Source organism: Kitasatospora sp. CMC57 (genome assembly GCF_045866025.2).
Classification (GTDB): domain Bacteria; phylum Actinomycetota; class Actinomycetes; order Streptomycetales; family Streptomycetaceae; genus Kitasatospora.
On record NZ_AP035881.2, the window covers coordinates 5,483,127 to 5,508,776 of the forward strand.

The window sequence follows — 25,650 nt, forward strand, 5'->3', positions numbered from 1 at the left end:
AGGGCGCCCCCACTGTGACGAACCGTCACGGCGGGGGCGCCCTCGTCTGTGCAGGTGCTCGGCCAGCCGGCTACGGCTACCTGTGAAGAGACGGGTCACGTTCGCGCGTGTCCTCAGCTTCAGACACGCGCGAACATGACCCATTTTCCTGTGTACAACCCCGACTGAGGCTGGGGTCGCCCCCGGCGGCGGAGCCGCCCATGAGCAGAGCCCCGAGCCCCTGACGGGGCTCTACGCCTTGCGGAGCTGGAAGCTCAGGCCCAGGCCCTCGTCGGTGAAGGTCTCCGAGGTCCACTCCGCCGCGCCCGCGAGGAAGTCGGTGGCGAGCACCTCGTCGGCGACCAGCTGGCCGTGTTCGGCGATCGCCTCGGCGGTCTCCTCGGAGGCGGCCCGCCAGCGCAGCACGATCCGGTCGGCGACGTCGAGGCCGGAGTTCTTCCGGGCCTCCTGGATCTGCCGGATGGCGTCCCGGGCAATGCCGAGCCGCTTGAGCTCCGGAGTGATGTGGAGGTCCAGCGCCACCGTGGCGCCGGCTTCGTTGGCGACCGCCCAGCCCTCGCGCGGGGTCTCGGTGATGATCACCTCGTCCGGGGTCAGCTCCACGGTCTCGCCGTTCAGCTCGACCGAAGCCGTGCCGGTGGCGCGGAGCGAAGCGGCGAGCGCCGCCGCGTCGGCCGCGGCCACCACCTTGGCGACGTCCTGCACGCCCTTGCCGAACCGCTTGCCCAGCGCCCGGAAGTTCGCCTTGGCCGAGGTGTCGACCAACGAACCGCCGACCTCCGCCAGCGACTCGAGCACCGAGACGTTCAGCTCCTCGGCGATCTGCGCCCGCAGGTCACCGGGCAGCTCGTCCCAGCCCTGGGCCGCGATCAGCGCCCGGGACAGCGGCTGACGGGTCTTCACGCCCGACTCGGCGCGGGTGGCCCGGCCGAGCTCGACCAGCCGTCGTACCAGCGCCATGTTCCGGGACAGCTCGGGGTCGATCAGCGCCTCGTCGGCGACCGGCCAGGTGGCCAGGTGCACCGAGACGGGGGCGTCCGCGACCACCGGCACCACCAGGTCCTGCCAGACCCGCTCGCTGATGAACGGGGTCAGCGGTGCCATCAGCCGGGTCACGGTCTCCAGTGCCTCGTGCAGGGTGGCCAGCGCGGCCGCGTCACCCTGCCAGAACCGCCGACGCCCGCGCCGGACGTACCAGTTGGAGAGGTCGTCGACGAAGCCGGAGAGCAGCTTGCCGGCCCGCTGGGTGTCGTAGGACTCCAGCGCCGCGTCCACCTCGCGGACCAGGGTGTTCAGCTCGGAGAGCACCCACTTGTCGAGCTGCGGCCGGTCGGCCGGGGCCGGGTCCGAGGCGGACGGGGCCCAGTCGGCGGTGCGGGCGTACAGGGCCTGGAAGGCGACGGTGTTCCAGTACGTCAGCAGGGTCTTGCGGACGACCTCCTGGATCGTCCCGTGCCCGACCCGGCGGGCCGACCACGGCGAACCGCCGGCCGCCATGAACCAGCGCACCGCGTCGGCGCCGTGCTGGTCCATCAGCGGGATGGGCTGGAGGATGTTGCCCAGGTGCTTGGACATCTTCCGGCCGTCCTCGGCCAGGATGTGGCCCAGGCAGACCACGTTCTCGTACGAGTTCTTGTCGAACACCAAGGTGCCGACCGCCATCAGCGTGTAGAACCACCCGCGGGTCTGGTCGATCGCCTCGGAAATGAACTGGGCCGGGTACCGGCTCTCGAACAGCTCCTTGTTCTGGTACGGGTAGCCGTACTGGGCGAACGGCATCGAGCCCGAGTCGTACCAGGCGTCGATCACCTCGGGCACCCGGGTCGCGGTGGCCGAGCAGGTCGGGCAGGCGAAGGTGACGTCGTCGATGAACGGGCGGTGCGGGTCGAGGGCGCTCTGGTCGGTGCCGGTCAGCTCGGAGAGCTGGGCCAGCGAGCCGACGCAGGTGAGGTGGTCGTCCTCGCAGCGCCAGATCGGCAGCGGGGTGCCCCAGTAGCGGTTGCGGCTGAGCGCCCAGTCGATGTTGTTGTTCAGCCAGTCGCCGAAGCGGCCGTGCTTGACGTTCTCGGGGAACCAGTTGGTGGCCTCGTTCTCCCGGATCAGCGCGTCCTTGACGGCGGTGGTGCGGATGTACCAGGACGGCTGCGCGTAGTAGAGCAGCGCGGTGTGGCAGCGCCAGCAGTGCGGGTAGCTGTGCTCGTACGGGAGGTGGCGGAACAGCAGGCCACGGGCCTGGAGGTCGGCGACCAGCGCCTCGTCGGCCTTCTTGAAGAAGACACCGCCGACCAGCGGGACGTCCGTCGCGAAGGTGCCGTCCGCCTCGACCGGGTTGACCACCGGCAGGCCGTACTTGCGGCAGGTGGCGAGGTCGTCCGCGCCGAAGGCGGGGGACTGGTGGACGATGCCGGTGCCGTCCTCGGTGGTGACGTAGTCGGCGTTCAGGACGTAGTGCGCGTCCTCGATCTCGACCAGGTCGAAGGGACGCCGGTACGCCCAGCGCTCCATCTCGGCGCCGGTGAAGGACTCGCCGGTGGCCTCCCAGCCCTCGCCGAGCGCCTTGGCCAGCAGGGGCTCGGCGACCACCAGCTGCTCGGTGCCGTCGGTGGCCACCACGTAGGTGACGTCCGGGTGCACGGCCGCGGCGGTGTTGGAGACCAGCGTCCACGGGGTGGTGGTCCACACCAGCAGCGCGGCCCGGCCGGCGAGCGGTCCCGAGGTGAGCGGGAAGCGGACGAAGACCGAGGGGTCGACCACGGTCTCGTAGCCCTGGGCCAGCTCGTGGTCGGAGAGGCCGGTGCCGCAGCGCGGGCACCAGGGGGCGACCCGGTGGTCCTGGACCAGCAGGCCCTTGTCGAAGATCTGCTGGAGCGACCACCAGACCGACTCGATGTAGGACGGGTCCATCGTGCGGTAGGCCTGGTCGAGGTCGACCCAGTAGCCCATCCGCTCGGTCAGCTTGGCGAACTCGTCGGTGTGCCGGGTCACCGAGTCGCGGCATTTCGCGTTGAACTCGGCGATGCCGTACCGCTCGATGTCCTGCTTGCCGGAGAAGCCGAGCTCCTTCTCGACGGCCAGCTCGACCGGGAGGCCGTGGCAGTCCCAGCCGGCCTTGCGGGCGACGTGGTAGCCCTTCATGGTCCGATAGCGCGGGAAGACGTCCTTGAAGACCCGGGCCTCGATGTGGTGGGCGCCCGGCATGCCGTTGGCGGTCGGCGGGCCCTCGTAGAACACCCACTCGGGGCGGCCCTCGGACTGCTCCAGGCTGCGCTGGAAGATCTTGTTGTCCTGCCAGAACGACAGGATCTGGTGCTCCAGGACCGGCAGGTCCACCTGGGCGGGTACGGAGTTGTACGTGGTCATCGCGGGGTCTACCTCCGACGGATGCGTGGACAGCCTTCCGACGGAGGGACGAGACGGCAGGCCGTCCCGCGGTACCACCCTCCTTGACCGCGATGGTGACTGCGGCCCTCTTGTTTGGGCTTGCTGCCGGGTCTAATGGGCCGTCAGGCCGTTCTTCCGGCGGCTCCGGGGTGATCTTCCCGCCGCGCACACCCCCGGGCTCGCACCATCCCCGGGTCGCTCCTGGCTGCGTACGTCGGTACTCGTCCCATCAGCGCCTTGCAGGCTCAGTGTATCGGCCCCGGCAACCCGTTATGCGCGCCCACGCGCGTGGTTAGCGGATGACGATCTGGGCACAACAGGGTCAGCACTCGGGCAGGCGGCTGCCCGGGTGGCAAGTCGGGTCTTATCGGTATGTCCCGTTGTGGGTGGATTCGATGGGGATTATCGTTCCGGCACCGGAAGCCGCCGGGAACCGGCGGTTCGTTTCGTTCGTAGATGAGGTCGAAGCCATGGCTGAGAAGGCAAGTGGCGCTACCGCCACCACGCGGACGCGCAAGGCCGTGGCAGGCGACTCAGGGGAGGGGACCGTGAGCACTACACGGCGGAAGAGCAGCACCAGCACCGGGCGGGTGGCCGCGACCAGCCGCAAGCACGCTTCGGCGGGGAGCGGGGCACGCGGGGCCGAGTCGGTGGACCCGGCGGAGCTGCCGGTCCGCCCCGGTGAGGACGCGTGGACCACGGCCGAGGTGGCCGAGCTGCACCAGGAGCTGAACGACGACGCCGACCGGCTGCGCAGCGAGATCGCCGCCGCCGAGCTGGCCCTCAACGGCCTGATGCGGGACTCGAACGACGGTGCGGGCGACGACCAGGTCGACGCCGGCACCAAGAACATCAACCGGGAGAGCGAGCTCTCGCTCGCCAACAACGCCCGGGACAGCCTGGCCCAGACCGAGCGGGCGCTGGCCCGGCTCGAGGGCGTGGGCTTCGGGGTCTGCGAGTCCTGCGGGCAGGCGGTCGGCAAGGCCAGGCTGCAGGCCTTCCCCCGGGCGACCCTGTGCGTCACCTGCAAGGCCAAGCAGGAGCGCAGGTAACGAGTCGGCCACAGGGGTCGGGCGGTACCGTACGCTCGACCCCAGTACTCGTTCACTCTCGGCAGCGGAGCGGATCATCAGCACTCCAGGCTCTCCCCAGACCCAGGACGACTCCGTCCAGCCCGCAACCGTCGAGCTCGCGGAGGACGCGGTGAGCACTCCCGAGGAGTCGGCGGAGAGCGCGGCCGAGCCGGGCCGCACGCCCGAGGAGCTGGCCGCCAGGGAGGTGCTTCGCCGCCGCCGGATCGTGCTGCTGCTGAGCGTCGCCCTGCTCGCCTACCTGATCGACCTGGGCAGCAAGCTGCTGGTGGTGGCGCGGCTGGAGGGGCACCAGCCGATCCAGGTGGTCGGCGACGTCATGACCTTCCAGGTGATCAGGAACGCGGGGGCCGCCTTCGGGATGGGCCAGGCGATGACGGTGGTCTTCACCGCGATCGCCGCCTCGGTGATCGTGGTGATCTGGCGGATCGCCCGGAAGCTCTACAGCCTCCCGTGGGCGATCGCGCTCGGCCTGCTGCTCGGCGGCGCGCTGGGGAACCTGACCGACCGGCTGTTCCGCTCGCCCGAGGTGTTCCGCGGGCACGTGGTCGACTTCATCTCGGTGCAGCACTTCGCGGTCTTCAACCTGGCCGACTCGGCCATCGTGTGCGGCGGCATCCTGGTCGTGCTGCTCTCCTTCCGGGGCAGCAACCCGGACGGCACCCTGCACCAGGTGACCAAGGAGAGCAGGAGCGCGTAGCGGTGCACCCGGGCCCGGCGCACGGGCCGGGCGGTCCGGCGGTGGCGCCGGGTCCGGCATACTCGTACGGGTGAGTACCGCAGCGCAGACCCGCAGCCTCCCCGTTCCCGACGGCCTGGAGGGTGAGCGCCTCGACGCCGCCCTGGCCCGGATGTTCGGCTTCTCCCGGACCAAGGCCGCCGAACTGGCCGCCGACGGGAAGGTCACCATCGACGGCGTGACGGCCGGCAAGTCGGACCGGGTGATGGCCGGTGCCTGGCTGGAGGTCGAGATCCCGGCCCCCGCCGCCCCCGTCCAGATCGTCGCCGAGCACGTCGAGGGCATGCGGATCGTCCACGACGACGAGCACATCGTGCTGGTCGACAAGCCCGTCGGCGTCGCCGCCCACCCCAGCCCCGGCTGGACCGGACCCACCGTGATCGGCGGCCTCGCGGCGGCCGGCTACCGGATCTCCACCTCCGGCGCGGCCGAGCGCCAGGGCGTCGTGCACCGCCTGGACGTCGGCACCTCCGGCCTGATGGTGGTCGCCAAGTCCGAGCGTGCGTACACCGACCTCAAGCGCCAGTTCCACGACCGGATCGTGGAGAAGAAGTACAACACCCTGGTGCAGGGCCACCCGGACCCGATGAGCGGCACCGTGGACGCGCCGATCGGCCGCCACCCCAGCTCGGACTGGAAGTGGGCCGTCACCAAGGACGGCAAGCACTCGATCACCCACTACGACCTGATCGAGGCCTACCGGGCCGCCTCGCTGCTCGACATCAAGCTGGAGACCGGCCGCACCCACCAGATCCGGGTGCACATGTCGGCGCTGCGGCACCCCTGCGTCGGCGACATCACCTACGGCGCCGACCCGACGCTGGCCAAGCGGCTCGGCCTGACCCGGCAGTGGCTGCACGCGGTCTCGCTCGGCTTCGAGCACCCCGGCGACGGCGAGTGGGTGCAGTTCGACAGCGAGTACCCCGAGGACCTGCGCCGGGCGCTCGACATCATCTCCTCGGAGAGCTGATGGCGGCCGAGCTGCGGGTGGCCGCCGGGGAGATCGACCTGGCCCTGGTCCGGTTGATCCGGCACGAGGTCTTCGTGGTCGAGCAGGGCGTCCCGGCGGAGCTGGAGTACGACGAGTACGACGCCACCTCGGTGCACGTGCTGGCCCTCGCCGACGGCATGGCGCTGGGCACCGGCCGGCTGATCCACGGCGCGCAGGCGATGGCCAAGACCGGCATCGCCGGCCGGGTACTGCTCGGCCGGCTCGCGGTCCGGAAGGCCGCCCGGGGCACCGGCCTCGGTGCCGAGCTGGTCCGGGCCCTGGAACAGGCCGGACGCGACCACGGCGGCACCGAGCTGGAGCTGCACGCGCAGGTCCAGGCGCTGGGCTTCTACGAGCGCCTCGGCTACGTCGCCGAGGGCCCGGTCTACGACGACGCCGGCATCCCGCACCGGACGATGACGCGGACGATCTGGCCGCCGGAGGCCCCGACCTCCTGACGTACCGAAAGCTGTGACACCCGGGATCCGGGCGGCCTGCCGGCTGCCCGGATCCCTTTTTCTGCCCTTCCTGCTCCCTGCCCGGTGTACGCAGGGGCAGTGTTTCCGCAGAACCCCCACGGACGCCCGTCGTGGCTTGAGAGTCGCAGGTTTGAAGTGCTTCGATGACGGCTCACTCGCGCGACAGGCTGGGGGTTTCGGTGCGCCGGTTGAGTTCGTCGGGCACCGTTCCGGCACTTCAGGACGGTCGGGTGCGGCTGCGCCGCCCGATCGAGGAGGACGCTGACACGCTGCTGGCCGGGTCGCGTGACCCGCTGGTCCGGGAGTTCATGCAGGGCGTCCTCGCGCACCGGGACCGGGCGTCGGCGGTGCGCTGGATCACCGAGGTCGCGCCCGGACTCTGGGACGCCGACCGGGCCGCGCACTTCGCCGTACTGGACGGCGAGGGCCCTGCGGTCGGCTGGGCCGAACTCGTTGACCTGCGGCCGGACGAGGGTGCGGCCGAGGTCGCGGTCTGGCTGCTGCCCGCCGCCCGCAGCCTGCGGGTGGCCGCCTCGGCGCTCCGGCTGATCTGCCGATTCGGCTTCGAGCAGCTGGGGTTGGAGCGGATCGACGCCTACGCGGCGGCGGACAACATGCCCGTCCAGGTGGTCGGGGCCTTCATCGGCTTCCGCCGGGCCGGCTTTCGCCCGCAGCTCTTCCGCAGCTCCAGCACCCAGACGCTGCACGACGCCGTGTACGCCACTGTGGTGCCCGGCGAGCTCTGCTGACCACCCAGGGGCCCGGCTGGCGGGCTCTGCTGCTGACTGCTGATTTTCCGACCCGGACGTTCTTGGGGGCATTGTGTCGGGCAAGGTTCGTTTCACCGCTGGATCGCGTCAACTGACCGTCGGTCGAATGGAGTTGACGATCGACGAGGACGGCTCACTGCTGGTCGAGCGGCAGCTGCCCGAGGGCGAGACGGTCAGGTACGGCCGACTGGACCCGGCCGTCCGGCAGCGGCTGCTGACCGGACTCCGGGCCACCCCCGGGGCGCCCGCCGGGGAGCCGGTCGCGGACGAGTCCGCCCGGCGGCTGAGCGTCGGTGACACCGCCTGGACCGACGGCACCGGGACCCCGGTGCCCCCGGTGGCCCGACTGCTGGAGGCACTCGCCGTCCAGCTGCTCCAGCCCCTGGCGGGCGGCCAACTCCCGCTGGCCGTCGTGGAGTCGGCGGCCGTCGAGACGGCCGCCGAGGCGGTGCTGCCCGCAGCCGCGATCGGCACGGTGGACGGCCTGCCCGCCTACGCGCTGGCCGAGGGTGCCCAGGGCTTCGACCTCGGTCGACTGCCCGAAGGCGGCTCGCTGGGCGGTTCCGACGGTGAGGCCGGACTGCTCCCCAGCGCCGTGGCGCTCGGCACCGTGGACGGCCGGGAGCTGTTCGCGGTCGGCGCCGCCGACGGCGCGGTCCAGGTCTGGGACGCGGCCGACGGCGTTCTGGTGCACGGCACTTCGGGTGGCGAGGGCTCCCAGGTGGTGGCGGCCGGACTGGTCCAGGGCGTCCCGCTGGTCTTCTCCGGCGGCCGCCAGGGCGAGATCCGGGCCTGGCGGGCCGAGGACGGTAAGGGCCTGGGCCTGCTGGAGATCGGCGGCGAGGGCGCCCGCGCTCTGCTGTACGCCCGCTGCGCCGGGGTCGACCTGGTGGTGGCGGCCGCGCCCGACGGCACCGTCCGGGTCTGGGATGCCGCGGTCGGCGCCCAACTCCACCTGCTGGTCGGCCACTCCGCGCCGGTCACCGCCCTCGCGGTGCTCCCGCTCGGCGAGCAGGCCCTGCTCGCCACCGGCGGCCAGGACCAGGACATCCGGCTCTGGGACCTGGCAACCGGCCGTGAGGTCGCGTTCTTCACCGGCCACTCGGCCACCGTCACCGGCCTCACCTTCACCGAGCTGGACGGCCGCCCGGTGCTGGCCTCCTGCGCGCTGGACAACACGCTGCGCACCTGGGACGTGTACGCGGACACCGCGCTCGGCGGCCGACCGGCCGGCGGCAGCTGGCTGACCGCGCTGGTCACCGTCACGGTCGGAGGCCGGCAGCTGCTGGCCAGCGGGGACGAGCACGGCCGGATCCGCCTCTGGGAGACCAAGGGTGGTAAGCCGGTCGGAAGTTACGAGCCCGAGCGGGCCGAGGGCACCGGGCCGGTGCCGGTCAACGCGCTGGCGGTCGGCGACCTGTACGGGCGCTCGGTGCTGCTGGCCGGGTACGGCGACGGCCGGGTCCGGCTCTGGGACGCGGCGGCCGGCGCCGAGCTGTACGTCCTGGAGCCCGACGGCGGCCCGATCGGCTCGGTGGCCGTGCTGGCCGCCGAGAGCGAACCGGTCCTGGTCTGCGGGACGGTGACCGGCGCGGTGCGCTGCCACCGGCTGAGCGACGGCGTCCCGCTCTCGGTGCCGACACCGCACACCGGACCGGTCACCGCGCTGGTCTTCGGCGAGCCGGTGCCCGGTACCACCGCTGTCCTGGTTTCGGGCGGCACCGACGGCACCGTCCGGATCCGGAGCGCCCAGGACGGCACGCCGGTTCGGCAGTTGACGGCCCATCAGGACGGCGTGAGCGCGCTGGCCCTCGGCGAGGTGAGCGGCCGCCGGGTGCTCGCCACGGCGGGCCCGGACCGCACCGTCCGGCTCTGGGACGTCGACGGCGGGCAGGCGGGCCCGGTACTGACCGGACTCCGGGAGGCCGCCGGGCAGTTGGCCATCGGCACGCTGGACGGCCGGGCGGTGGTGCTGGCCGGCTGCGCCGACGGCTCCGTGCTGGGCTGGGACGTGATGGCCGGCCGCACCATCGCCGACCTGCCGGGCGGCACGGCCGAGGTCCGCTCGCTGATCTGCCAGGAACTGGACGGCGAGGTGCTGGTGGCTGCCGGTGACGCCGGCTCGACGCTGCGCCTGTGGCACCTGGCCAGCGGCCAACTGGTCAACGAGGCGCCGCTGGACCGTACGCCACTGGCGCTCGCCTTCGGTGCGGCGGGCCTGTACGTGGTTGGCCCGGGTGGTGCGCTGACGCTCTGAGCGTCGCCGTTCGTTTCTGCACTTTCTCTCTGAAATCGCTTGGGGGTTGGGATATATGGCAGCGGATTCGTTCAGCATCGACCTGGAAGAGGTCGAGGCTGCCGCGACGATGATCCAGCGGATGCACGACGATCTGGAGGAGGCGTACATCAAGCTCTCCACGTTCGTGAAGACCGTCAACAAGGAGATCTACGGTACCGACCTGGTCGGTCAGTCGCTGGGTGGGAAGACCGCTGCCGTGATCGGGCTGGCCGAGCAGCAGGAGAAGACGTTGGCGGGGTTCGACGCCTTCCTGAAGAACACGGCGCAGGTCGCGACGAATCTGAAGACGATGATCGGCGGTCACCGGGACACCGACTCGGAGCACGCCGACAAGCTGAACAAGATCGGTGACGGGATGGACATCCCGCTGCCGCCGCCGCCTTCGGCCGGCACGGGTCCGGGGTACGTCTCGCCGACCAAGGGGCCGGACCTCGACTACAACCACCACAAGACACCTGATCCGTCGGCCACTCCGCCGCCGCGTGGGCCTCGTGGCCCGCTGCTGACATGAGGCCCACGCGGCCCTCCGCGACCCCGCCCAGAATCAGCGTCGACCAGGAAACGAGTGACCAACGGTGAAGCAAGAGCTGCCTCCTGAGCTCGAGGACGTGCTCAAGACCTTGCACAGCAGCGAGGAGGGCGGGGACGTCCAGTTCCCCGACGGCAACGAGGAGCGGATCAACGACCTCGCGGCGGCCTGGAAGACGTTCAACGACGTCGCGGACGTGCGGATCCGGACCATCTGGGCGCATGCCAAGCGGGCGTGTGAGCACATGTCCGGTGAGGCGGCGGACAGTTACGAGCGTTACCTGGAGAAGTACGGGGTCGGTGAGGGTTCGCACGCGGGGACGATCCTGACGGCCGGGAAGATGGTGGAGGCGCACCTGCGGGGGGCGGCCGCGGCGATCACCGACACCAAGACCACGATGATCAACCAGCTCGAGTACGCGAAGAAGTACATCGAGCAGAACCCGGCGGGCAAGAAGGACGACATCGCCAAGTCCGAGGGCGTCAAGTCAGCGGTGGAGGCTTACCACACGTACGTGAAGGACGTCACCGGCAGCGTCGACACGATGCTGAAGGCGGGTGCCGACCACGGTGCGGCGACGGACGCGGCGACGCAGATCGCCAACCTGGCGGGTGGGAAGGTGCCGCCGCCGGCCGGTCCCACGCCTCCGGGGACGAAGATCGACTCGGCGCCGCCGCCCGGTGCGGGCGGGGGCGGGGCCGGTGGTGGTGGCGAGGGTGGCGGCGGTGCGGGTTCCGGCTCCGGTGGGGGCGGGGGCGGCGCTGGTGGTCATGGTGGTCCCAAGCCGTACACGCCGCCCAAGGTGCAGCCGTACAAGCCGCCGGCCACAAAGAATCCGTACCTCGGTGGTGGCGGTGCCGGTCTCGGTCCGGACGGGAAGCCGCTGTTCAAGTCGGCGGTGCAGCCGCCCGGTCTGAACCTGGCGGGTCACTCCGGCTATCTGGGTCTGGGTGACGGGGCGGCGTTGACGCCGTACTCGGGCGCCGGGGGTGGCGGTGCGGGCGGCGGCGCCGGTGGTGGCATGGGCGGCGGCAGCGCCTTCGGTGGCGGCGTGCCCGGTGCCGGGGCGTACGGGCGCACCGGCGGACTGGCCGGTGCGGGCGGTGCCGGGGCCCGGGCCGGGGCGGCCGGTGGCGGCCGTGGCGGCATGGCGGGCGGTGCGGCCGGAGCCGGGGCGGGCCGGGGCACGGCCGGTGCACCGGGCGCCGGTGCGATGGGCGGTGCCGGTGGCGGCAAGGGCGGCGGCGCGGGCGGCGGCAACCGCTTCCTGCGGCCGACCCGGCTGGGCGCCGAGGAGAAGAAGCGACGGCGCGACCGGGGCATCGTCGGCGGCGAGCAGATCGACCACGAGGCGGGTGACCCGCACTTCGAACGGATGCGGCGTCAGTGGCTGGACGAGGCCCGTGGGGGCTCGACCAGTGAGGCCGCCGATGCGGCTGCGGCGGCGGCCGCGGCGCAGCCTGCGGTGGGCGGGGGCGGTGACCTGATGGCGCAGCTGGCGGGTGCGCTGCTGGGCACCGAGCCGGCTGCGGTCGAGGCTGCGACCTCGGCCGACTCGCCGGAGGCGCCGACCGGTTCGGTGGTGGCCCAGGACGGGACCGCCGTCGCACCGGCGGCCCCCGCACCCGAGGAGGAGTACCTCGACCGGGCGCGCTCGGTGGCCGAACGGCGGGGCCGTCCCGACGAGGAGGGCGCGGTGACCGAGGCCCCTCCGGCCGTCGTCGAGCCCACCCCGATCCGGCAGGAGGGCGGGTACGACGTGCCCAGTCCGTTCCTGCGCGCTGCCCTCACCCGGATCGCCGCCGGCGCCGGTGCCGGCGAGGGTGGCGGCACGCCGAGGCCGTGACCGGCCCCTTCAGACCGGGCGGCGGAGGCCCCCCAGCCCTCCGCCGCCCTTCTCTCTTTTCCCGTACCCGCTCGCTGCAGACTCGATGAGGGACCGTCATGGACGAACAGCCGATGTTCCGCCCGGCCGAACAGGTGGGGACACCGCTTCGACGAGCCGTCATGGAGCCCCAGGCTGCACCGCTCTGGGGCGGTGACGAGGACGTGATCCCGGTGGAGCGCGTTGGGGAGCGGGTGATGCCCTCGCAGATGGGTGAGCCGTTCGTGACGCCGGTGGAGCGCGTTGGGGAGCGGGTGATGCCCTCGCAGATGGGTGAGCCGTTCGTGACGCCGGTGGAGCGCGTTGGGGAGCGGGTGATGCCGAAGCAGGCGGGTGAGCCGTTGCTGATGCCGGCCGAGCAGTCCTCCGAGCGCCTCATGCCCCGGCAGATGCACACGATGGCGGGGGAGGACCCGTTCGGGACCGTCACAGAGGCCCGGTCGGCTGCGGCCGGGGCACCTGCGGGGACGTTTCCGGTGATGCAGGCCGGGGTGCCTGCGGGGGAGGGGGCGACCGCTGCGCTGAAGGTCGGCGGGCAGTCACCTGACGGGACCGTTCCGGCGATGCGGGCGGAGCCCCTTGCGGGCGAGGGGGTGACCCCTGCGTTGAAGGTGGGTGGCGAGTCGCCTGACGGGACGTCTCCCGCGTTGAAGGTGGGTGGCGAGTCGCCCGACGGAACGTCCCCTGCGTTGAAGATGGGTGGCCACTCGCCTGACGGGACATCCCCCGCGATGCAGGCCGGTGCCCCTGCGGGTGACGGGCTGACGGCTGCGCTGAAGGTCGGCGGCGACAAGGTCATGGCCAAGCAGGCGGGGAGCTCGCCGAGCGGCGGTACGGGTGCCGGGTTCGTCGCCATCCCGGAGCAGTACCGGGCCGCCGCCGGGCCGGTGCTCGGCGTGGCCGACCAGCTCAAGGAGATGTACACCAGCCTGAGCGGCTACATGGTCGGCATGCACGGCAACTCGCCCTGGGGCAACGACGACGACGGCAAATCCTTCGCCAACGGCGAGGACGGCGAACCGGGTTACCTCGGCAACGCGAAGGACGTGCTCGAGGCCCTCAAGTCACTGCCCGAGGTCGTCGAGAGGATCGGCAAGGTCCTCAAGGGCATGGGCGACGGCTACGACAACGCCGAAGAAGTCAGCCACTCGGGCATCGGGCAGTACGACCCGGCGCTTCCCCCGCCCGAGCGCAGCACCGTCACCGCCCCCAGCACCGTTCGCCCCGGAAGGCACTGATCCACCATGGCTGTTGAGCTGCCCGAGCCCCTCCAGTGGGTCCTGATGCTGCTGGCCGGTTCCCGTTGGCCGGAGGGCGACGAGGACCTGATGCGCGACATGGCCCGCCACTGGCGTTCCAGTGCGGAGACCATCGACGAGGCGGGCCGAGCGGCCGACGCTGCGGTCAAGCGCGCGCTGGACGGCCAACAGGGCTCGGCGGCTGAGGCGTTGGAGAAGGACTGGGGAAAGCTGGTGCTGCCGGTCGACGGCGAGAAGCCCGGCTTCTTCCCCGGCATGACCAAGTCCTGCAACGCGATGGCCGACGCGCTGGAGGCGATGGCCAACTCCACCGAGACCGCGAAGATCTCCATCGTCGCCCAACTCGGCATCCTGGCCTACGAGATCGCCACCGCCGAGGCAGCCGCCCCGGCGACGGCCGGGGGCTCGCTGGCGGCGATCCCGGTCGCGATCGAGGTGAGCAAGGAGACCGTCAAGCAGATCCTCAAGCGCCTGGCGAAGGAAATCGTCATGGTCGCGTTGAAGGAGGCCTTCCAGGAGGTCGCCATCAACCTGCTGGCGCAGACCATCCAGGTCGCCGCCGGCAACCGCAAGACGCTGGACGGCAAGGAGCTCGGAATGAGCGCCGCCGGCGGTGCGGCCGGCGGTGTCGGCGGCCACCTGGTCGGCAAGGGCCTCGGCAAGGCCGGTACCAAGCTCATTGGCGAGCGCATGCAGAGCCTCCCGGCCCAGATGGTGCACGGTTCGATCGTCGGCGTGGCCGGTGACGTGGCCGGTCAGCTCGCCACCACCGGCGGGGTCGACGCCGGCAGCCTCGGCGGCTCCGCCCTCAGCGGTGGCGCCAACCCCGCCATCATGCACGGCGCCTCCGCCTTCAAGGGCAAGTTCAACGCCGGGAACATCCCGCACGCCTCCGACTACACGGGCGGTTCGGACACCCCGGGTTCACACGGTTCCGACGCCCCGGCTTCGGGCGGCTCGGGCTCGTCTAGCTCCGGCGGCTCCAGCGGCTCCGGTTCCTCCGGCTCAAACGGTTCCAACCCGTCCACGGGGAACAACAGTTCTGGCTCGGAAAGCGCGGGCGGCTCGACCAAACCCGACTCCGGCGGGGACAGCACCTCGGGCAAGCAGGACAATCTGTCCGACGTCGGGAGCGACGGGCACCACATCCGTCAGAACTACTCCGAGGGCGCCAACCCGGACGGGGACAGCACCTCGGGCAAGCAGGACAATCTGTCCGACGTCGGGAGCGACGGGCACCACATCCGTCAGAACTACTCCGAGGGCGCCAACCCGGACGGGGACAGCACCTCGGGCAAGCAGGACAATCTGTCCGACGTCGGGAGCGACGGGCACCACATCCGTCAGAACTACTCCGAGGGCGCCAACCCGGACGGGGACAGCACCTCGGGCAAGCAGAGCAATCTGTCCGACGTCGGGAGCGACGGGCACCACATCCGTCAGAACTACTCCGAGGGCGCCAACCCCGAAGACTCCCCGCGGACCTTCTCCACCAGTCGCAGCGCCGGTCACGACGTCACGCCGACCGTCGACTCCGCCCCGTACCAGGGCCCGACCGCCAACCACTCCGACACCTCCACTCCCCGCAGCACCATCGCCCCGTACGAGGCGCCCACCGCTCGGACGCCGGACGCCGTCGCCTCCCCGATCTGGGGCGACAACTCCAACACCCGTACCCCTGAGCCGACTCCGGCGCCCGAGCACGGACGTGACACCACGTCACACGTCGAGGCGTCCGCTCCGCGTACCGACGCCCCGGCTCCCACCCCGCACAACTCGGGCCCGACCCCGGAGGCCCAGCAGGTCCCGCACGAGGGCACCCGGCTCGCCTCCGGTCCGAGCAACTTCCGTACGCCGACGGCGACCCAGACCTCCGCCGGCCCGGACTCCGGCCCGATGCCGTCGCCGGCCACCGCGGATCCGGTGACGCCGCCGCCGGCCGCTCCGGCGGCGTTCGGCCCGGTGTCCCGTGGCCCGGTGACGCCCGGCTCCGGATCGACGGCGCCGACGGCGAGTGCTGCGGCGCCGAAGCCACGGGCCGAGACCCGGACCGAGACCCGGACCGAGCCTGGCGACGGCGGCCGCCTCCGCACCCAGGAGCAGCGTCGGCGCGAGCAGGAGCGCGTGCAGCGCCAGCACGAGTTCAACACCCGGGAGCAGACCACTTCCGACGCCCCGCTCGACCCGAAGCGTGATGTGCCGACGCAGGGTCAGCAGGAGCGGCTGCACACTCTCGGCAACCTCAAGCCCGAGGAACGAAGGAAGTTGGCGCAGGACAAGGAGTTCGTCGCCGAGCTGCGCAAGAATTCGACGCCGGACGAGTTCGCCGAGTCGGCCGCACACCTGTTGGTCGAGGTCGACCCCCGTACGGTGCAGGGCGGTGCGGCGCGGCACGAGGCCCAGCAGCAACTGGCCCGCCTGCTGCGCGACCCAGAGGTCGCCGAGCGGGTGCTCACCAACGGTGTCGAGGTGGTGGTCGTCCCGAAGGACGTCCGGCTGACCGACGTGCCTGCCTTCGGGCACCTCGGTGGTCAGAGCCCGCAGGGCGACTCCGGCCAGGGCCGTGGCTGGGACGATATCCGCGGGGTGAGCGACCGGAAGAAGGTGGCCATCACCGAGGAGAATCTGCTCGGGGAGAAGACCACCGTCGGCAGGACCGGCAACTACACCGACGGGTACTCGAGCACGACGCACGAACTGGCCCACGCCGTCCACAGGAACGGGCTCTCGCCCGCCGACAAGAAGCTGATCAGCAAGGCGTTCCAGGAGAAGCTGGCCGCCGACTCCGACCGCACCGCCCAGTGGCCCGACGGCCCGCGCAAGGACGCCCGGACGCAGGACGACAAGGAGAACTACAGCTCCGTCGACGAGCGGGAGTACTTCGCCCAGGCCACCAACGCCTTCCTGTCGACCAATCACGGCAAGGACCCGCTGACCGGGCAGGACCGCAACAACGGCTCGCATTGGTCCGGGAAGCACGAGCAGACACTGCACCCGCTGCTGGAGCAGCTGTACGGCAAGTCCCCGCTGGCCACCCATTCGGGCGGCCGCGCCAACCCGGTGGCCCACACCGAGGCGATGTCCGGCGTCGGGGACTTCTTCCGGATGGCCGAGGGCCGGCCCGACACGCCGGAGGTCTCGCAGCACGAGACGCCTTCCCGCGACGAGGACGTCACGCCCCCGCAGCGCGAGAACGAGTCGCACGAGAACCGGCCGCACGAGGACACGGACACCGTCGAGGAGCCTTCGCCTGCGCCGCCGGTGCGTAACTCCCGGCCGCCGCTCAGTGAGGTCCCGGCCGACAAGCGCGCCCAGATGCTCGAGTGGGCCTTCAAGGAGCAGGCCAGGAAGGACGCTTGGGGGAACACCGAGGAGCTGGATTCGCCCACGGTGAAGATTCCGCTGGAGGGCGGCGGCCACCTGACCGTCGGGCCACGTGACAGTGACGGGCGCTACCCGGTGACGGAGCACACGCCCAAGCTCGAACCGAAGCCGCTGACCAAGAGCGACGGTACGCCGCTGCTCGACAGGCAGAAGAAGCAGAAGTTCGGGGATCCCGAACCGGTCTTCGAGAACGGCAAACCGGTGTTCGTGGAGCGAACGTTGGAGGCCAAGACCCTCAACGAGCTGTTCGAAGGCAAGCAGCGGCCGGAGACCGCGAATCCGACCGATGTGAAGCTGCAGCGCCCCGACAACAAGTTGGTCAGTCAGATCGAGCACGGTGGCCAGAACGGTGTGCCGGTTAAGAAGCTCGACATGCACTTCGACCGAAACGAGCACTCCTTCGCCCACTACTCCTTCACCAAGGGGACGAAGCCGGGTGAGGAGATCGACCCCCACCTGACGGTGGACAACGCCATGGCCACCTTGTTCGCGAAGATGGCGCCGCCGGACGGGGCGCCGGGGCGCTCCCACGACAACGCGTCGCAGTTCCTCGACGCGCGGGCCACTTCGCAGAACACGACCAATCCGATGACGAAGCTGCAGTACAACCAGATACTGACGAACGAGCACCAGCTGGCGGAAGTCGACAACCTGCACTTCAACCTGGCCGACCCCAAGGGCAAGAAGGTCGACCCCAACCCGCCCGTGAATCTCAAGGAGTTCACCGACTTCGTCGACAGTTCCCTGGAGCACCTGGGCGCGAGCAAGGACCTGCGGGAGGTCATCACCGGGTCGACCGAGCGGCTGGCCGAGGGCAAATCGGTCTCCGGACCTGATGGCATGAACCCGCACCGGCCGTCCCACGTGAAGCGCGAGCTGACCTCGATGGTCATGGACGAGGGCGCGAAGCCCGACTTCGCGAGGTTCGTCACCCTGGTGACCGACCGGAACGGCGTGCGGGAGGTGCCGCCGCTGCTGGACAAGCTGATGCGGGACCACAACGACACCATCGGCCTCACCCGCGCGGAAATCGACCAGCTCAGGAACTCGGACAAGCTGTCCGCGGAGCTCGTGAACAGAATCGACGCGCACTTCCCGGCGGCCGACGAGCGACTGAGGACCGCTCAGGCGGAGCTCGACGACGTCAAGGAGCGGGGCAAGAAGGCTCAGGAGACGAAGAACAAGGCCGACCTCAAGCAGGCCGTCGCGGAGCTGGGGCCGGCGAAGGAGAAGCTGGCCCGGGCCCAGGCCGACGCCAACGAGTACCGGTCGTCGGCAGGCAACGGTGGCGCGGGCGCCATTCACGAGGCCATCGCCGACCACTACTGGAACACCATCAAGGAGTGGGTCCGCGAGCCGCTGAACGTGACGCCCGAGCAGAGCTCCTCGTCCTCCCCGGCTCCGCCCGGCGATGCGGATCTGCCGTCCCCGGCTCCGCCCGGCGATGCGGATCTGCCGTCCCCGGCTCCGCCCGGCGATGCGGATCTGCCGTCCCCGGCTCCGCCCGGCGATGCGGATCTTCCGTCCCCGCGCGCCGCGAACGAGGGTGGCACCTCGCGGAGAGGCGAGCAAGGCGCGCTGCAGGAGGCCGGCCTCGACCTGCACCGTGACCCCAAGGAGGTGCTCGACCGGTTGGAGGCGAAGTTCGGCACGCCCGACGCCGGTGCCGCCGACCGGGTGCGCGAGGTGCTCGAGAACGGTGGCAGCTTCGACGAGGTGCTCGGTGCGCACCTCGGGCACGCGCTGGACTCGGGCGGCTCCGGCGACCTGGTGTACGCGATGCAGAACGGCGCCTCGGCCGACACGGTCAAGTACCTGTTCGGCAGCGGTGAGCGCACGCCCGACGTGGACAGCCAGCTCGGCACGCACCCGACGTGGGTGGATCCGCACCAGATGGGCCGCTGGCTCATGGGCAGCAGCATGCAGGGCCGCAACGAGCCGCTGGTCGGGCTGAACGAGGGCTTCGCGGCGAGCGGCCACAGCGGCGGTTCCCTGCTCTACCTCGGTGGCGACGCCGACATCGAGCACGCGCTCTTCACCACGGGTACCAAGGACCTGACCATCGTCTCGACCGACCCCAGCGTGGCGGACCGCACGCAGTTCCTGGAGAGCACGGGCGGTGTCATCGCGGAGAAGCTGACGAAGTTCGGGCCCGGCCACAAGGTGACCGCTGTTGCCATCGGGGCGAGCGGGACGCACTTCTCCGTCACGGACACCGAGGGCAAGAGCGTCATGGACGTGCGCTACCACGCCATGACGTACGACGAGTTCCTGAAGGGTGAAGGGCCGGGCGTCGGCGAGAAGTTCGACTTCGTGATGGAGAAGGACTCCTGGTTCGGTGACTGGACGGACCAGGCGGGCAACTCGCTGGGCCACGCCGACATCGTCCACCGGATCGGCGACTCGCTGAACGACGGCGGTCACTGGATCGGCGGCTTCGAGCCCGGGGTGAGCGCGGGTACGGACCAGCTCTTCCGCGACCGGACGGGCGAGCTCACCACCCACGCGAACACCCCCTGGGGCGGCCAGGAGCAGCTGCACGTCCGGCAGCGGCAGGACGAGACCGGGCCGCAGCAGGAGCAGGGGCCGGACGAGAGCGTCCTGACGACCTTCGAGATCGCGGATTCCGTCCTGAGGGGACATCAGGTCGTCGAGGGAATGAGCGTGGCCGACTTCCATGAGGACATCGTGACGTCGGTCGCCGAGTACGCGCTCGCCTACCGGGAGCCCGGTGACCGGCACACCGGCCCGGTCTCGGAGCGACTGGCCGACTGGTTCCGGGACGGTGGCAACGAGCGCCCCGACCCGGCTGCCATCAAGACGGTTCTCGACGAGGCTCTCGCCAGGGCTGATGCGGAGAACGATCCTTCGCCCGCGCCGCCGGCCTCTCCCGAGGAGATCCGCCTCGACTCCACGCCCCGGGGCGGAGACGCCCCGTCCCTGCCCGTGCCGCCGCGCGGCCCGGTGCAGAACCACCCCCGGGCGGAGGACCAGCCCTCGCCTCCACCGCCGGGTGGGGCAGTGCAGTTCGGTCCGGTGCGCCCCGGCACCACCGAGGCCGGGCCGCCGCGTTCCGCCTCCGAGCAGCAGGGCCTCAAGCGCAAGGCAGGCGACGACAGGCCGACGGACAACCGAAGGACGCCCGAGGAGGCAGGCGGCCGCTGGGGCATCCCGGACAGTCGGTCGGACGCCAAAATCCCGCGCATCAGGGCGTATGAGGACACGGTGACGGTCCGTGAGGGCCGGGGCCTCGAGCCGCCCACGGACAGGCAGAAGCAGGCGATCGAGCAGCTCACCGGCAGGAAGCCCTACCCGGAGCTGACCGAGAACCTGCTCAAGGCCGTCAACCCGCACGAGCGGGCCGCCGACGGAAGCAGTCTGCACAGCTGCCTGGAGGCCACGGAGGCCCTGCGCGACACCCACTACGGGAATCCGCGTCCGTCCGACGTTCCCCTGACGGGACGTCCGGAGGCCGATGCCGCCTGGACACTGCTGAAGCGGTCGGAGCCGCCGCGTTCCTTCGGCGACGGCAAGCAGGGCATCGATGCCGTGATCAAGCAGGTCCAGGACGGGGGCCCCGGTACCTTCTCCACCGTCCTGCTCGGCAAGCAGGGCAAGGAGGGCCACGCTCTCGCGCTGATCCACGGTCAGGACGGCGTCCTGCGCTGGGCCGACCCCTCCACCGGCTCGATCAAGACCGTGACCGAACAGCCGATCCCCCCACGCTTCGGCAACAGCGACCACGTCTGGGCCGCCACGAGCGATGCCGACGAGCAGCCCGTTCCCGGCGGGACCCACGACTCCAGCATGTTCAGCCCCGACGCGCCTCGCTTCGGTGTGTTGACTGCTGATCAGCGTCGGGAGGCTCGGATCTTCGAGCGGCTCCAGTCGCCGGGGCAGTCCCCCGGTGCAGTCGCGGGAGGGCCGTCGATACCCGAGAAGCTGGTGGCCCAGGTGAAGTTCGTCCATGGTGGCGTGACGCACGACGCGGCCATCCGGTACGACGCGGAATCGAGTAAGTACAAGCTCACCGGAGAAAACGGCGGAGTTCAGCCTGACGGCAAGCCCTGGAATTTCTACAAAAAGAGCTACTCGCCGCAGGGTCTGAGTGCCCTGGTGCAGTCCGGCAGTATCCATTCCATCGAAATAAAGGATGAACACGGCGTCGAGCGCGAGGTGGACACCAAGCTGACGGAGGCCACCCAGGAGTACACCGAGGCGCTGGCGCAGAAAAAGGCCCTTCCGTCCAACGCCCGCCCGGTGGACGTCGAGCGGGCAGAAAGCCGCCTCCAGGCGGCCAAATTGCAGGGGAAGCTTGCCCAGGATGCATTCGCTGCCGCAGCCCGGCCCGACCGTGCGGCGACCGTGCTGGTGCCCAAGACGTCGAACGTTCAGGTACAGCAGTACGACCCGGGGGTCAATCCGGCCACTACTTTCCGGATGACCTTCGATGCGGTCAACAGCTATGCCTTCGCCCATCACACCAGGAATCCGGGCGACGTCCCGAACCACCACGTCACGATCGACAATGCGCTTGCGCCACTGGCGTGCGTGCTCCATGACGGTGAGACTCCCACAGGGAAGGTCGAGGACTTCTTGGCCAAGCGCACGGAGGGGGAGTGGACCAAGCCCGAATTCAATGACAACAATCTGCAGCAGTTCGGGTTCGGAGAGATTGACAATCTTCATTTCTTTGTGAGCAATGACCCGGACACCATCTCCCTGAGTGAGTTCACGGCGTTCACCAGCAACTCGTTTCAGCGACTCGGGCTGGACCAGGAGACCTGTGACTACATCCTCACCAGGCCCGCTCAGAACCTGGCGGGGCACTGTGATCTCCCCGCCGGCAACACTCCTGCCGCAGAGCAGCTCCGCGTGAAGAGTGACGATCAGGAGGTCGCGGCCATGGCCGTGCAGTTGACCATCCTTGCCCGACCTGACCTGCCCCTACCGTCAGCATTGACCGAGTTGGTGAGGCGTCCTGATTACCGGACCAACACGATCGAACTCTCAGCAGACAGCCTGCGGGACCTGAGGGCGCGGAATGCTGACCCGGCGAAGCTCACCGGCGGAAACCTGCATGACATGCGAGGAGAGATCATCAGGGTCTATCGTGCAGAAATTGACGATCTGATCCGGCTTCCCTGATCCCTCACCATCCGATGGCTCGAGGTGTCGGCTTGCAGGGCCGGGTACTTCCGTGAACTGGTCGGTTCAGTGGGCCTCGCCCGGGCGGAGCCGGGGCAGCGCCGTCGGGTGTTCGTCGCGGAGGTACGCGAGCAGGTGCTCGCGTACCTCGAAGCGGAGGGCGGCGACGTCGTCCGGGGTGCGGGCGGTCATGGTGGCCCGGACCACGATGGTACTGGGAGCGGTGTCGGTGACCTGGAGAGACCATTCGAGGCCGTCCCAGAGCGAGGCGTTGGTGAGGAAGTCGCCCAGGGCGGTGCGGAGTTGGCCTACCTGGGTGGTGTGGTCGAGGTGGAGCAGGACGACGCCGAGCAGGCCGGGGTCCGTGCGGGTCCAGTTCTCGAAGGGCTTGCTGACGAAGTAGGAGGTCGGGACGATCAGGCGGCGGTAGTCCCAGAGCCTGATCACCAGGTAGGGGAGGGTGATCTCCTCCACCGTGCCCTGATGGCCCTCGACGATGACGGTGTCGCCGAAGGCGATCTGGAGACCGGCGAAGAAGTTGCCCAGCGCGCTCTGGGCGGCGATGCCCGCCACGATGCCGATGATGCCGGCCGAGGCGAGCAGGCTGGCGCCGAGGCTACGCATGGCCTGGAAGGTCAGCAGCATCACGGCGATCGTGACGACGGCGATCAGAGCGCTGACGACCCGTCGGGTCAATCCGAGTTGGGTCCGGACCCGCTGCATCCGGGACGGGTCGCCGGAAGCCGCCTCGTACCGGGCGAAGAAGGCCTCCAACAGGGCGGCCACGATCCGGATGGCCAGCCAGCCGCTGCTCGCGAGCAGCGCCAGCAGGAACACGCGGTGGGCGTCGTCGCCTTCCAGTTCGAAGAGCCGCTCGATCGGGCGGATACCAATCAGCAGGCATGTGCAGACCACCAGTTGGAGCGGCACGCGGCAGCGGCGCAGCAGCGCCCAGACCGGCGCCTCCGGGTGCCGGACGGCCACCCGCTGGAGCACCTGGTCCGCCACCCAGCCGACCGCCAGGGTGGCCAGCACGACGGCGAACAGCGAGACGAGCGGCCAGAGTACGGCGCACCTCCACCAGGATGGGGGCGATTTGCACCCTGCTGTGACGGTATGTCGGCGAGTGGATCGCGGCGTGGAGGCCCGGCGGCGGCGCGCAAATCCAGGTTTGCTGCGGGAGCCGAGGACAGGGGTACGCGACCGCAGTTGTGCCTGCTCTGCTTGCCTTCGTGCTGGGATGACCTTCTCGGCTGGGCCGGACGCCGTGGGGTGACGTCCGGCTCACAGCTGGGTTCAGAGGAGGCCGTGCCACATCTGCTCGGTGATGACGGTCCACCAGGTGGTGTCCTTGCGGAAGGCCTGGGGGTCGATCTCGGCGAGGCCGCTCTGCAGGGTGGCCAGGGCGGTGCCGGCTGCGGTGGGGTCGAGGCCGGTGAGGGTGGGGCGGGTGGTGGTGAGGAGGGCGAGGCTGCGGACGAAGGTGGAGACGGAGCTGTTGACGTAGCGTCCGCTGCCGGTGCGGGGGTGGACGGCCCAGACGGAGCCGGTCTCGTCGCCGGTGGTCTGGACGGCGATGGCGCAGAGGCCGTCGGTGCCGATCCGGGTCCAGCCCGCGAGGACGTCCAGGGTCTGCGCCTCGGCGGGGGATCCGGCTGCGGTGAGGTGGGTGTGCAGGTCGGGGAAGAGGCCGCCGGCGGGCGGGGCGGCGGGGCGGTCGGCGGTGAAGAAGAGCGGCAGTTCGGCGGGCAGTCCGGCCCAGGTGAGGGTGGAGCGGGCGGCTTCGGGCAGGGCGCTGGCGGCGAGGTCGTCGGCGTCGTAGCGGAGCACCTCGCCGAAGGCGGCGGGGAGTTGGCGGCCCAGGGCGACGTCGCGGACCGGTTCGGCGGGGGTGACCTCGGACGGCTGGGGCGCGGGCACGCGGTTGACGGGGGTGCGGCCGGCGAGTGCGGCGGCTCCCTCGGCGCGTTCGGCGGCGGTGATGCCGTACGGGTGGTCGAAGGTGACGGCGGCGATGGGGAAGTGGGTGTCGAGGAGGGCGGCGCCGTAGCCGCCGGGGAGGGTGGCCGGCCGCAGCGCGGTGTGGATGGTGCGGACGGTGTCGGCGGGTACGCCGCGGCGGGTCAGCTCGGCGAGCAGCTGGGTCTCGACCGGGGGGCGGCCGGGGGCGGAGGTGAGCTCGACGGTCGTGGTCTCGCCGGTGGTGGGGTGCGGGTAGGTCGCGGTCAGCGTGTTGCCCGGGCCGGTGGCGGGGCGGGCGCGCTCGCGGTACTCCTCGATCACCTCGTCCACGGGGATGGAGGACCACACGCTGAGCTTGCCGCTCTGACGGTCGATCACGCCGCACGCGTCACCGAGGTCGGCCGGGGGGCGCCGCTGCCCGGTGACCGGGTCACGCTCCAGCGGCGCCGGGGCCGCCCACACCACCCAGCCCAGGTCGAACTCCCGGAAGCGGACCTCGCGCTGCGTGTCGCTGCTGCCGTTCAGCCAGGCGTCGGCCGTGCTGAGCGCGTGCTCCTGGGTGATCACGAAGACTCCTCGCTGTGCTGTGTGGGTACTGTTCCGCCCGTACGGTTCTGCCGTTCGGGTGCTGGGCCGCTGTCATGCTGCCTTCTGGCGCGCAGCGGCCGGACCTGGTGAGGTTACCTGTTGCAAGGCCGAGACCGAACGAGGACAGCCCCAAGGTTAAACATTATGATCTCATGAGCAATGCTGTTCGCCGGGGGCTCAGTTGGCCCGACGGGCGTTGGGGAGCCGGGGATCCAGGGGGAGAGATGGCTGCAGACCGCGAGATTCCGGAAATCTCGGACGACGAACTGCTCGACGTGGCCGACAACCCGGCCCAGGCCCGGGAGTTGCGGCGCGCGCTGCGGACCCTGGCCGACTCGGACGCCGTCGGTGCCACCCTCCAGCGGATGGCACGCGACGTGCTGGCCGGCCGGGTCGGGATGCGCGAGGTGGTCCAGTCCGACACTTACCTCAGCGCGATCGGTGACCGGCTGGGCCAGATCCGTACGGCCGCCGAGAACCTGTCGCCCGCCGAGCAGAAGGCCTCCGAGTCCCGCGCCGAGAAGCTGCGCGAGGAGACCGAGGCCGAGTACGGACCGGACGAGCCGGAGGACTGGGAACTGGACCGGCGCCGCTTCTGACGGTCCTTCCGGGGCTGGTTTCGAGCGGAGTTCGCGTGTTGGGAAAACGGGGGCGTTGATGTCGCGGCAGATTGTGGTGGATCCGGTCAGTCTTCGGGCTGAGGGTCGGGTTTTGGGTGCGGTGGGTGAGGATTTCTCTGCTGCGGTGAGGGATTTGTCGGCGCGGTTGGGGGCGTTGGAGCAGGGTGGTACTCCGCCGTGGGGTGATGACGATCTGGGTGAGAAGTTCGGTGTGGTGTATGAGGGTCTGCGGGACGGGATGAAGGAGTCGATGGCTTCTTTGGGGACGCGGATCGGGGAGATCGGGCAGAAGTTGCAGGGTATGGCGGCGGGCCATGAGGCGAACGAGTCGGCGACGGATGGGTCGTTCCGGACGCTGGAGGGTTCGCAGGGGGCGGTGGGGGGCCGGATCGGGGCGTTGCAGCGGCCGCAGGTGGTCTGACCGGTGTGGTCTGGGCCCGGGGGGTTGGGCCGGTGGTTGTGGTGTGTTCGGTGGGTTGTGTCGTGTTGTCGTGAAGTGCTGGTCGTTATCGGGGGTTTGGCGAA

General features: G+C 70.6%; 15 protein-coding genes. 12 read left to right on the forward strand and 3 right to left on the reverse strand.

All coding sequences use genetic code 11. From position 1 onward, the window contains the following. Nucleotides 1–231: 231 nt before the first annotated feature. A complete protein-coding gene (gene ileS / locus ACKUU6_RS24575; protein WP_407990728.1) occupies nucleotides 232–3,360 on the reverse strand; it encodes an isoleucine--tRNA ligase in 3,129 nt (1,042 codons plus the stop codon). A gap of 569 nt (nucleotides 3,361–3,929) precedes the next feature. On the opposite strand from ileS, the gene ACKUU6_RS24580 reads away from it, so the two are divergent. From ACKUU6_RS24580 to ACKUU6_RS24625, 10 genes are all read left to right on the forward strand, one after another. Further along, nucleotides 3,930–4,433 (forward strand): TraR/DksA family transcriptional regulator, encoded by a 504-nt coding sequence (locus tag ACKUU6_RS24580; RefSeq protein ID WP_407990729.1) that lies wholly within the window; start codon nucleotides 3,930–3,932, stop codon nucleotides 4,431–4,433. 211 nt (nucleotides 4,434–4,644) lie between these two features. Continuing rightward, entirely contained in the window at nucleotides 4,645–5,172 is a 528-nt protein-coding gene (gene lspA, locus ACKUU6_RS24585; RefSeq protein WP_407992226.1) for a signal peptidase II, read from the forward strand. 70 nt (nucleotides 5,173–5,242) lie between these two features. Next, the gene (locus tag ACKUU6_RS24590; RefSeq protein WP_407990730.1) at nucleotides 5,243–6,181 is read left to right on the forward strand and encodes an RluA family pseudouridine synthase; all 939 of its coding nucleotides are present in this window, start codon (nucleotides 5,243–5,245) and stop codon (nucleotides 6,179–6,181) included. Further along, nucleotides 6,181–6,660, forward strand: coding sequence for a GNAT family N-acetyltransferase (locus tag ACKUU6_RS24595; RefSeq protein ID WP_407990731.1), 480 nt, complete (start codon nucleotides 6,181–6,183; stop codon nucleotides 6,658–6,660). The genes ACKUU6_RS24590 and ACKUU6_RS24595 overlap by 1 nt, the downstream gene beginning before the upstream one ends. A gap of 251 nt (nucleotides 6,661–6,911) precedes the next feature. Beyond that, nucleotides 6,912–7,430 carry a GNAT family N-acetyltransferase gene (locus ACKUU6_RS24600; RefSeq protein WP_407990732.1) on the forward strand — a complete coding sequence of 173 codons (519 nt, stop codon included), beginning with the start codon at nucleotides 6,912–6,914 and terminating at the stop codon, nucleotides 7,428–7,430. 127 nt (nucleotides 7,431–7,557) lie between these two features. Further along, entirely contained in the window at nucleotides 7,558–9,708 is a 2,151-nt protein-coding gene (locus tag ACKUU6_RS24605) for a WD40 repeat domain-containing protein (RefSeq protein ID WP_407990733.1), read from the forward strand. Between the two features lie 55 nt (nucleotides 9,709–9,763). After that, nucleotides 9,764–10,261, forward strand: a complete 498-nt coding sequence (locus ACKUU6_RS24610) for a hypothetical protein (protein WP_407990734.1) — start codon at nucleotides 9,764–9,766, stop codon at nucleotides 10,259–10,261. A gap of 64 nt (nucleotides 10,262–10,325) precedes the next feature. Continuing rightward, entirely contained in the window at nucleotides 10,326–12,125 is a 1,800-nt protein-coding gene (locus ACKUU6_RS24615; protein ID WP_407990735.1) for a hypothetical protein, read from the forward strand. A 98-nt stretch (nucleotides 12,126–12,223) separates the two neighbouring features. Next, nucleotides 12,224–13,402, forward strand: coding sequence for a hypothetical protein (locus ACKUU6_RS24620; protein WP_407990736.1), 1,179 nt, complete (start codon nucleotides 12,224–12,226; stop codon nucleotides 13,400–13,402). A 6-nt stretch (nucleotides 13,403–13,408) separates the two neighbouring features. Then, the gene (locus tag ACKUU6_RS24625; RefSeq protein ID WP_407990737.1) at nucleotides 13,409–21,955 is read left to right on the forward strand and encodes a toxin glutamine deamidase domain-containing protein; all 8,547 of its coding nucleotides are present in this window, start codon (nucleotides 13,409–13,411) and stop codon (nucleotides 21,953–21,955) included. Between the two features lie 66 nt (nucleotides 21,956–22,021). Here ACKUU6_RS24625 and ACKUU6_RS24630 read toward each other — a convergent pair whose 3' ends face one another. Together ACKUU6_RS24630 and ACKUU6_RS24635 are read right to left on the reverse strand one after the other, a co-directional pair. After that, nucleotides 22,022–22,990, reverse strand: coding sequence for a mechanosensitive ion channel family protein (locus tag ACKUU6_RS24630; RefSeq protein ID WP_407990738.1), 969 nt, complete (start codon nucleotides 22,988–22,990; stop codon nucleotides 22,022–22,024). A gap of 261 nt (nucleotides 22,991–23,251) precedes the next feature. Continuing rightward, nucleotides 23,252–24,484, reverse strand: coding sequence for an SUKH-4 family immunity protein (locus tag ACKUU6_RS24635; protein WP_407990739.1), 1,233 nt, complete (start codon nucleotides 24,482–24,484; stop codon nucleotides 23,252–23,254). 245 nt (nucleotides 24,485–24,729) lie between these two features. On the opposite strand from ACKUU6_RS24635, the gene ACKUU6_RS24640 reads away from it, so the two are divergent. Further along, entirely contained in the window at nucleotides 24,730–25,104 is a 375-nt protein-coding gene (locus tag ACKUU6_RS24640) for a hypothetical protein (protein ID WP_407990740.1), read from the forward strand. A gap of 58 nt (nucleotides 25,105–25,162) precedes the next feature. Next, entirely contained in the window at nucleotides 25,163–25,546 is a 384-nt protein-coding gene (locus tag ACKUU6_RS24645) for a WXG100 family type VII secretion target (RefSeq protein WP_407990741.1), read from the forward strand. Nucleotides 25,547–25,650: the final 104 nt, after the last annotated feature.

What these genes read in the sequence shown, in the direction of transcription:
- ACKUU6_RS24645 (WP_407990741.1), top strand. Translation starts at nt 25,163, where the DNA reads ATGTCGCGGCAGATTGTGGTGGATCCGGTCAGTCTTCGGGCTGAGGGT.
- ACKUU6_RS24605 (WP_407990733.1), top strand. Translation starts at nt 7,558, where the DNA reads ATGGAGTTGACGATCGACGAGGACGGCTCACTGCTGGTCGAGCGGCAG.
- ACKUU6_RS24620 (WP_407990736.1), top strand. Translation starts at nt 12,224, where the DNA reads ATGGACGAACAGCCGATGTTCCGCCCGGCCGAACAGGTGGGGACACCG.
- ACKUU6_RS24595 (WP_407990731.1), top strand. Translation starts at nt 6,181, where the DNA reads ATGGCGGCCGAGCTGCGGGTGGCCGCCGGGGAGATCGACCTGGCCCTG.
- ACKUU6_RS24610 (WP_407990734.1), top strand. Translation starts at nt 9,764, where the DNA reads ATGGCAGCGGATTCGTTCAGCATCGACCTGGAAGAGGTCGAGGCTGCC.
- ACKUU6_RS24625 (WP_407990737.1), top strand. Translation starts at nt 13,409, where the DNA reads ATGGCTGTTGAGCTGCCCGAGCCCCTCCAGTGGGTCCTGATGCTGCTG.
- ACKUU6_RS24640 (WP_407990740.1), top strand. Translation starts at nt 24,730, where the DNA reads ATGGCTGCAGACCGCGAGATTCCGGAAATCTCGGACGACGAACTGCTC.
- ileS (WP_407990728.1), bottom strand. Translation starts at nt 3,360, where the DNA reads ATGACCACGTACAACTCCGTACCCGCCCAGGTGGACCTGCCGGTCCTG.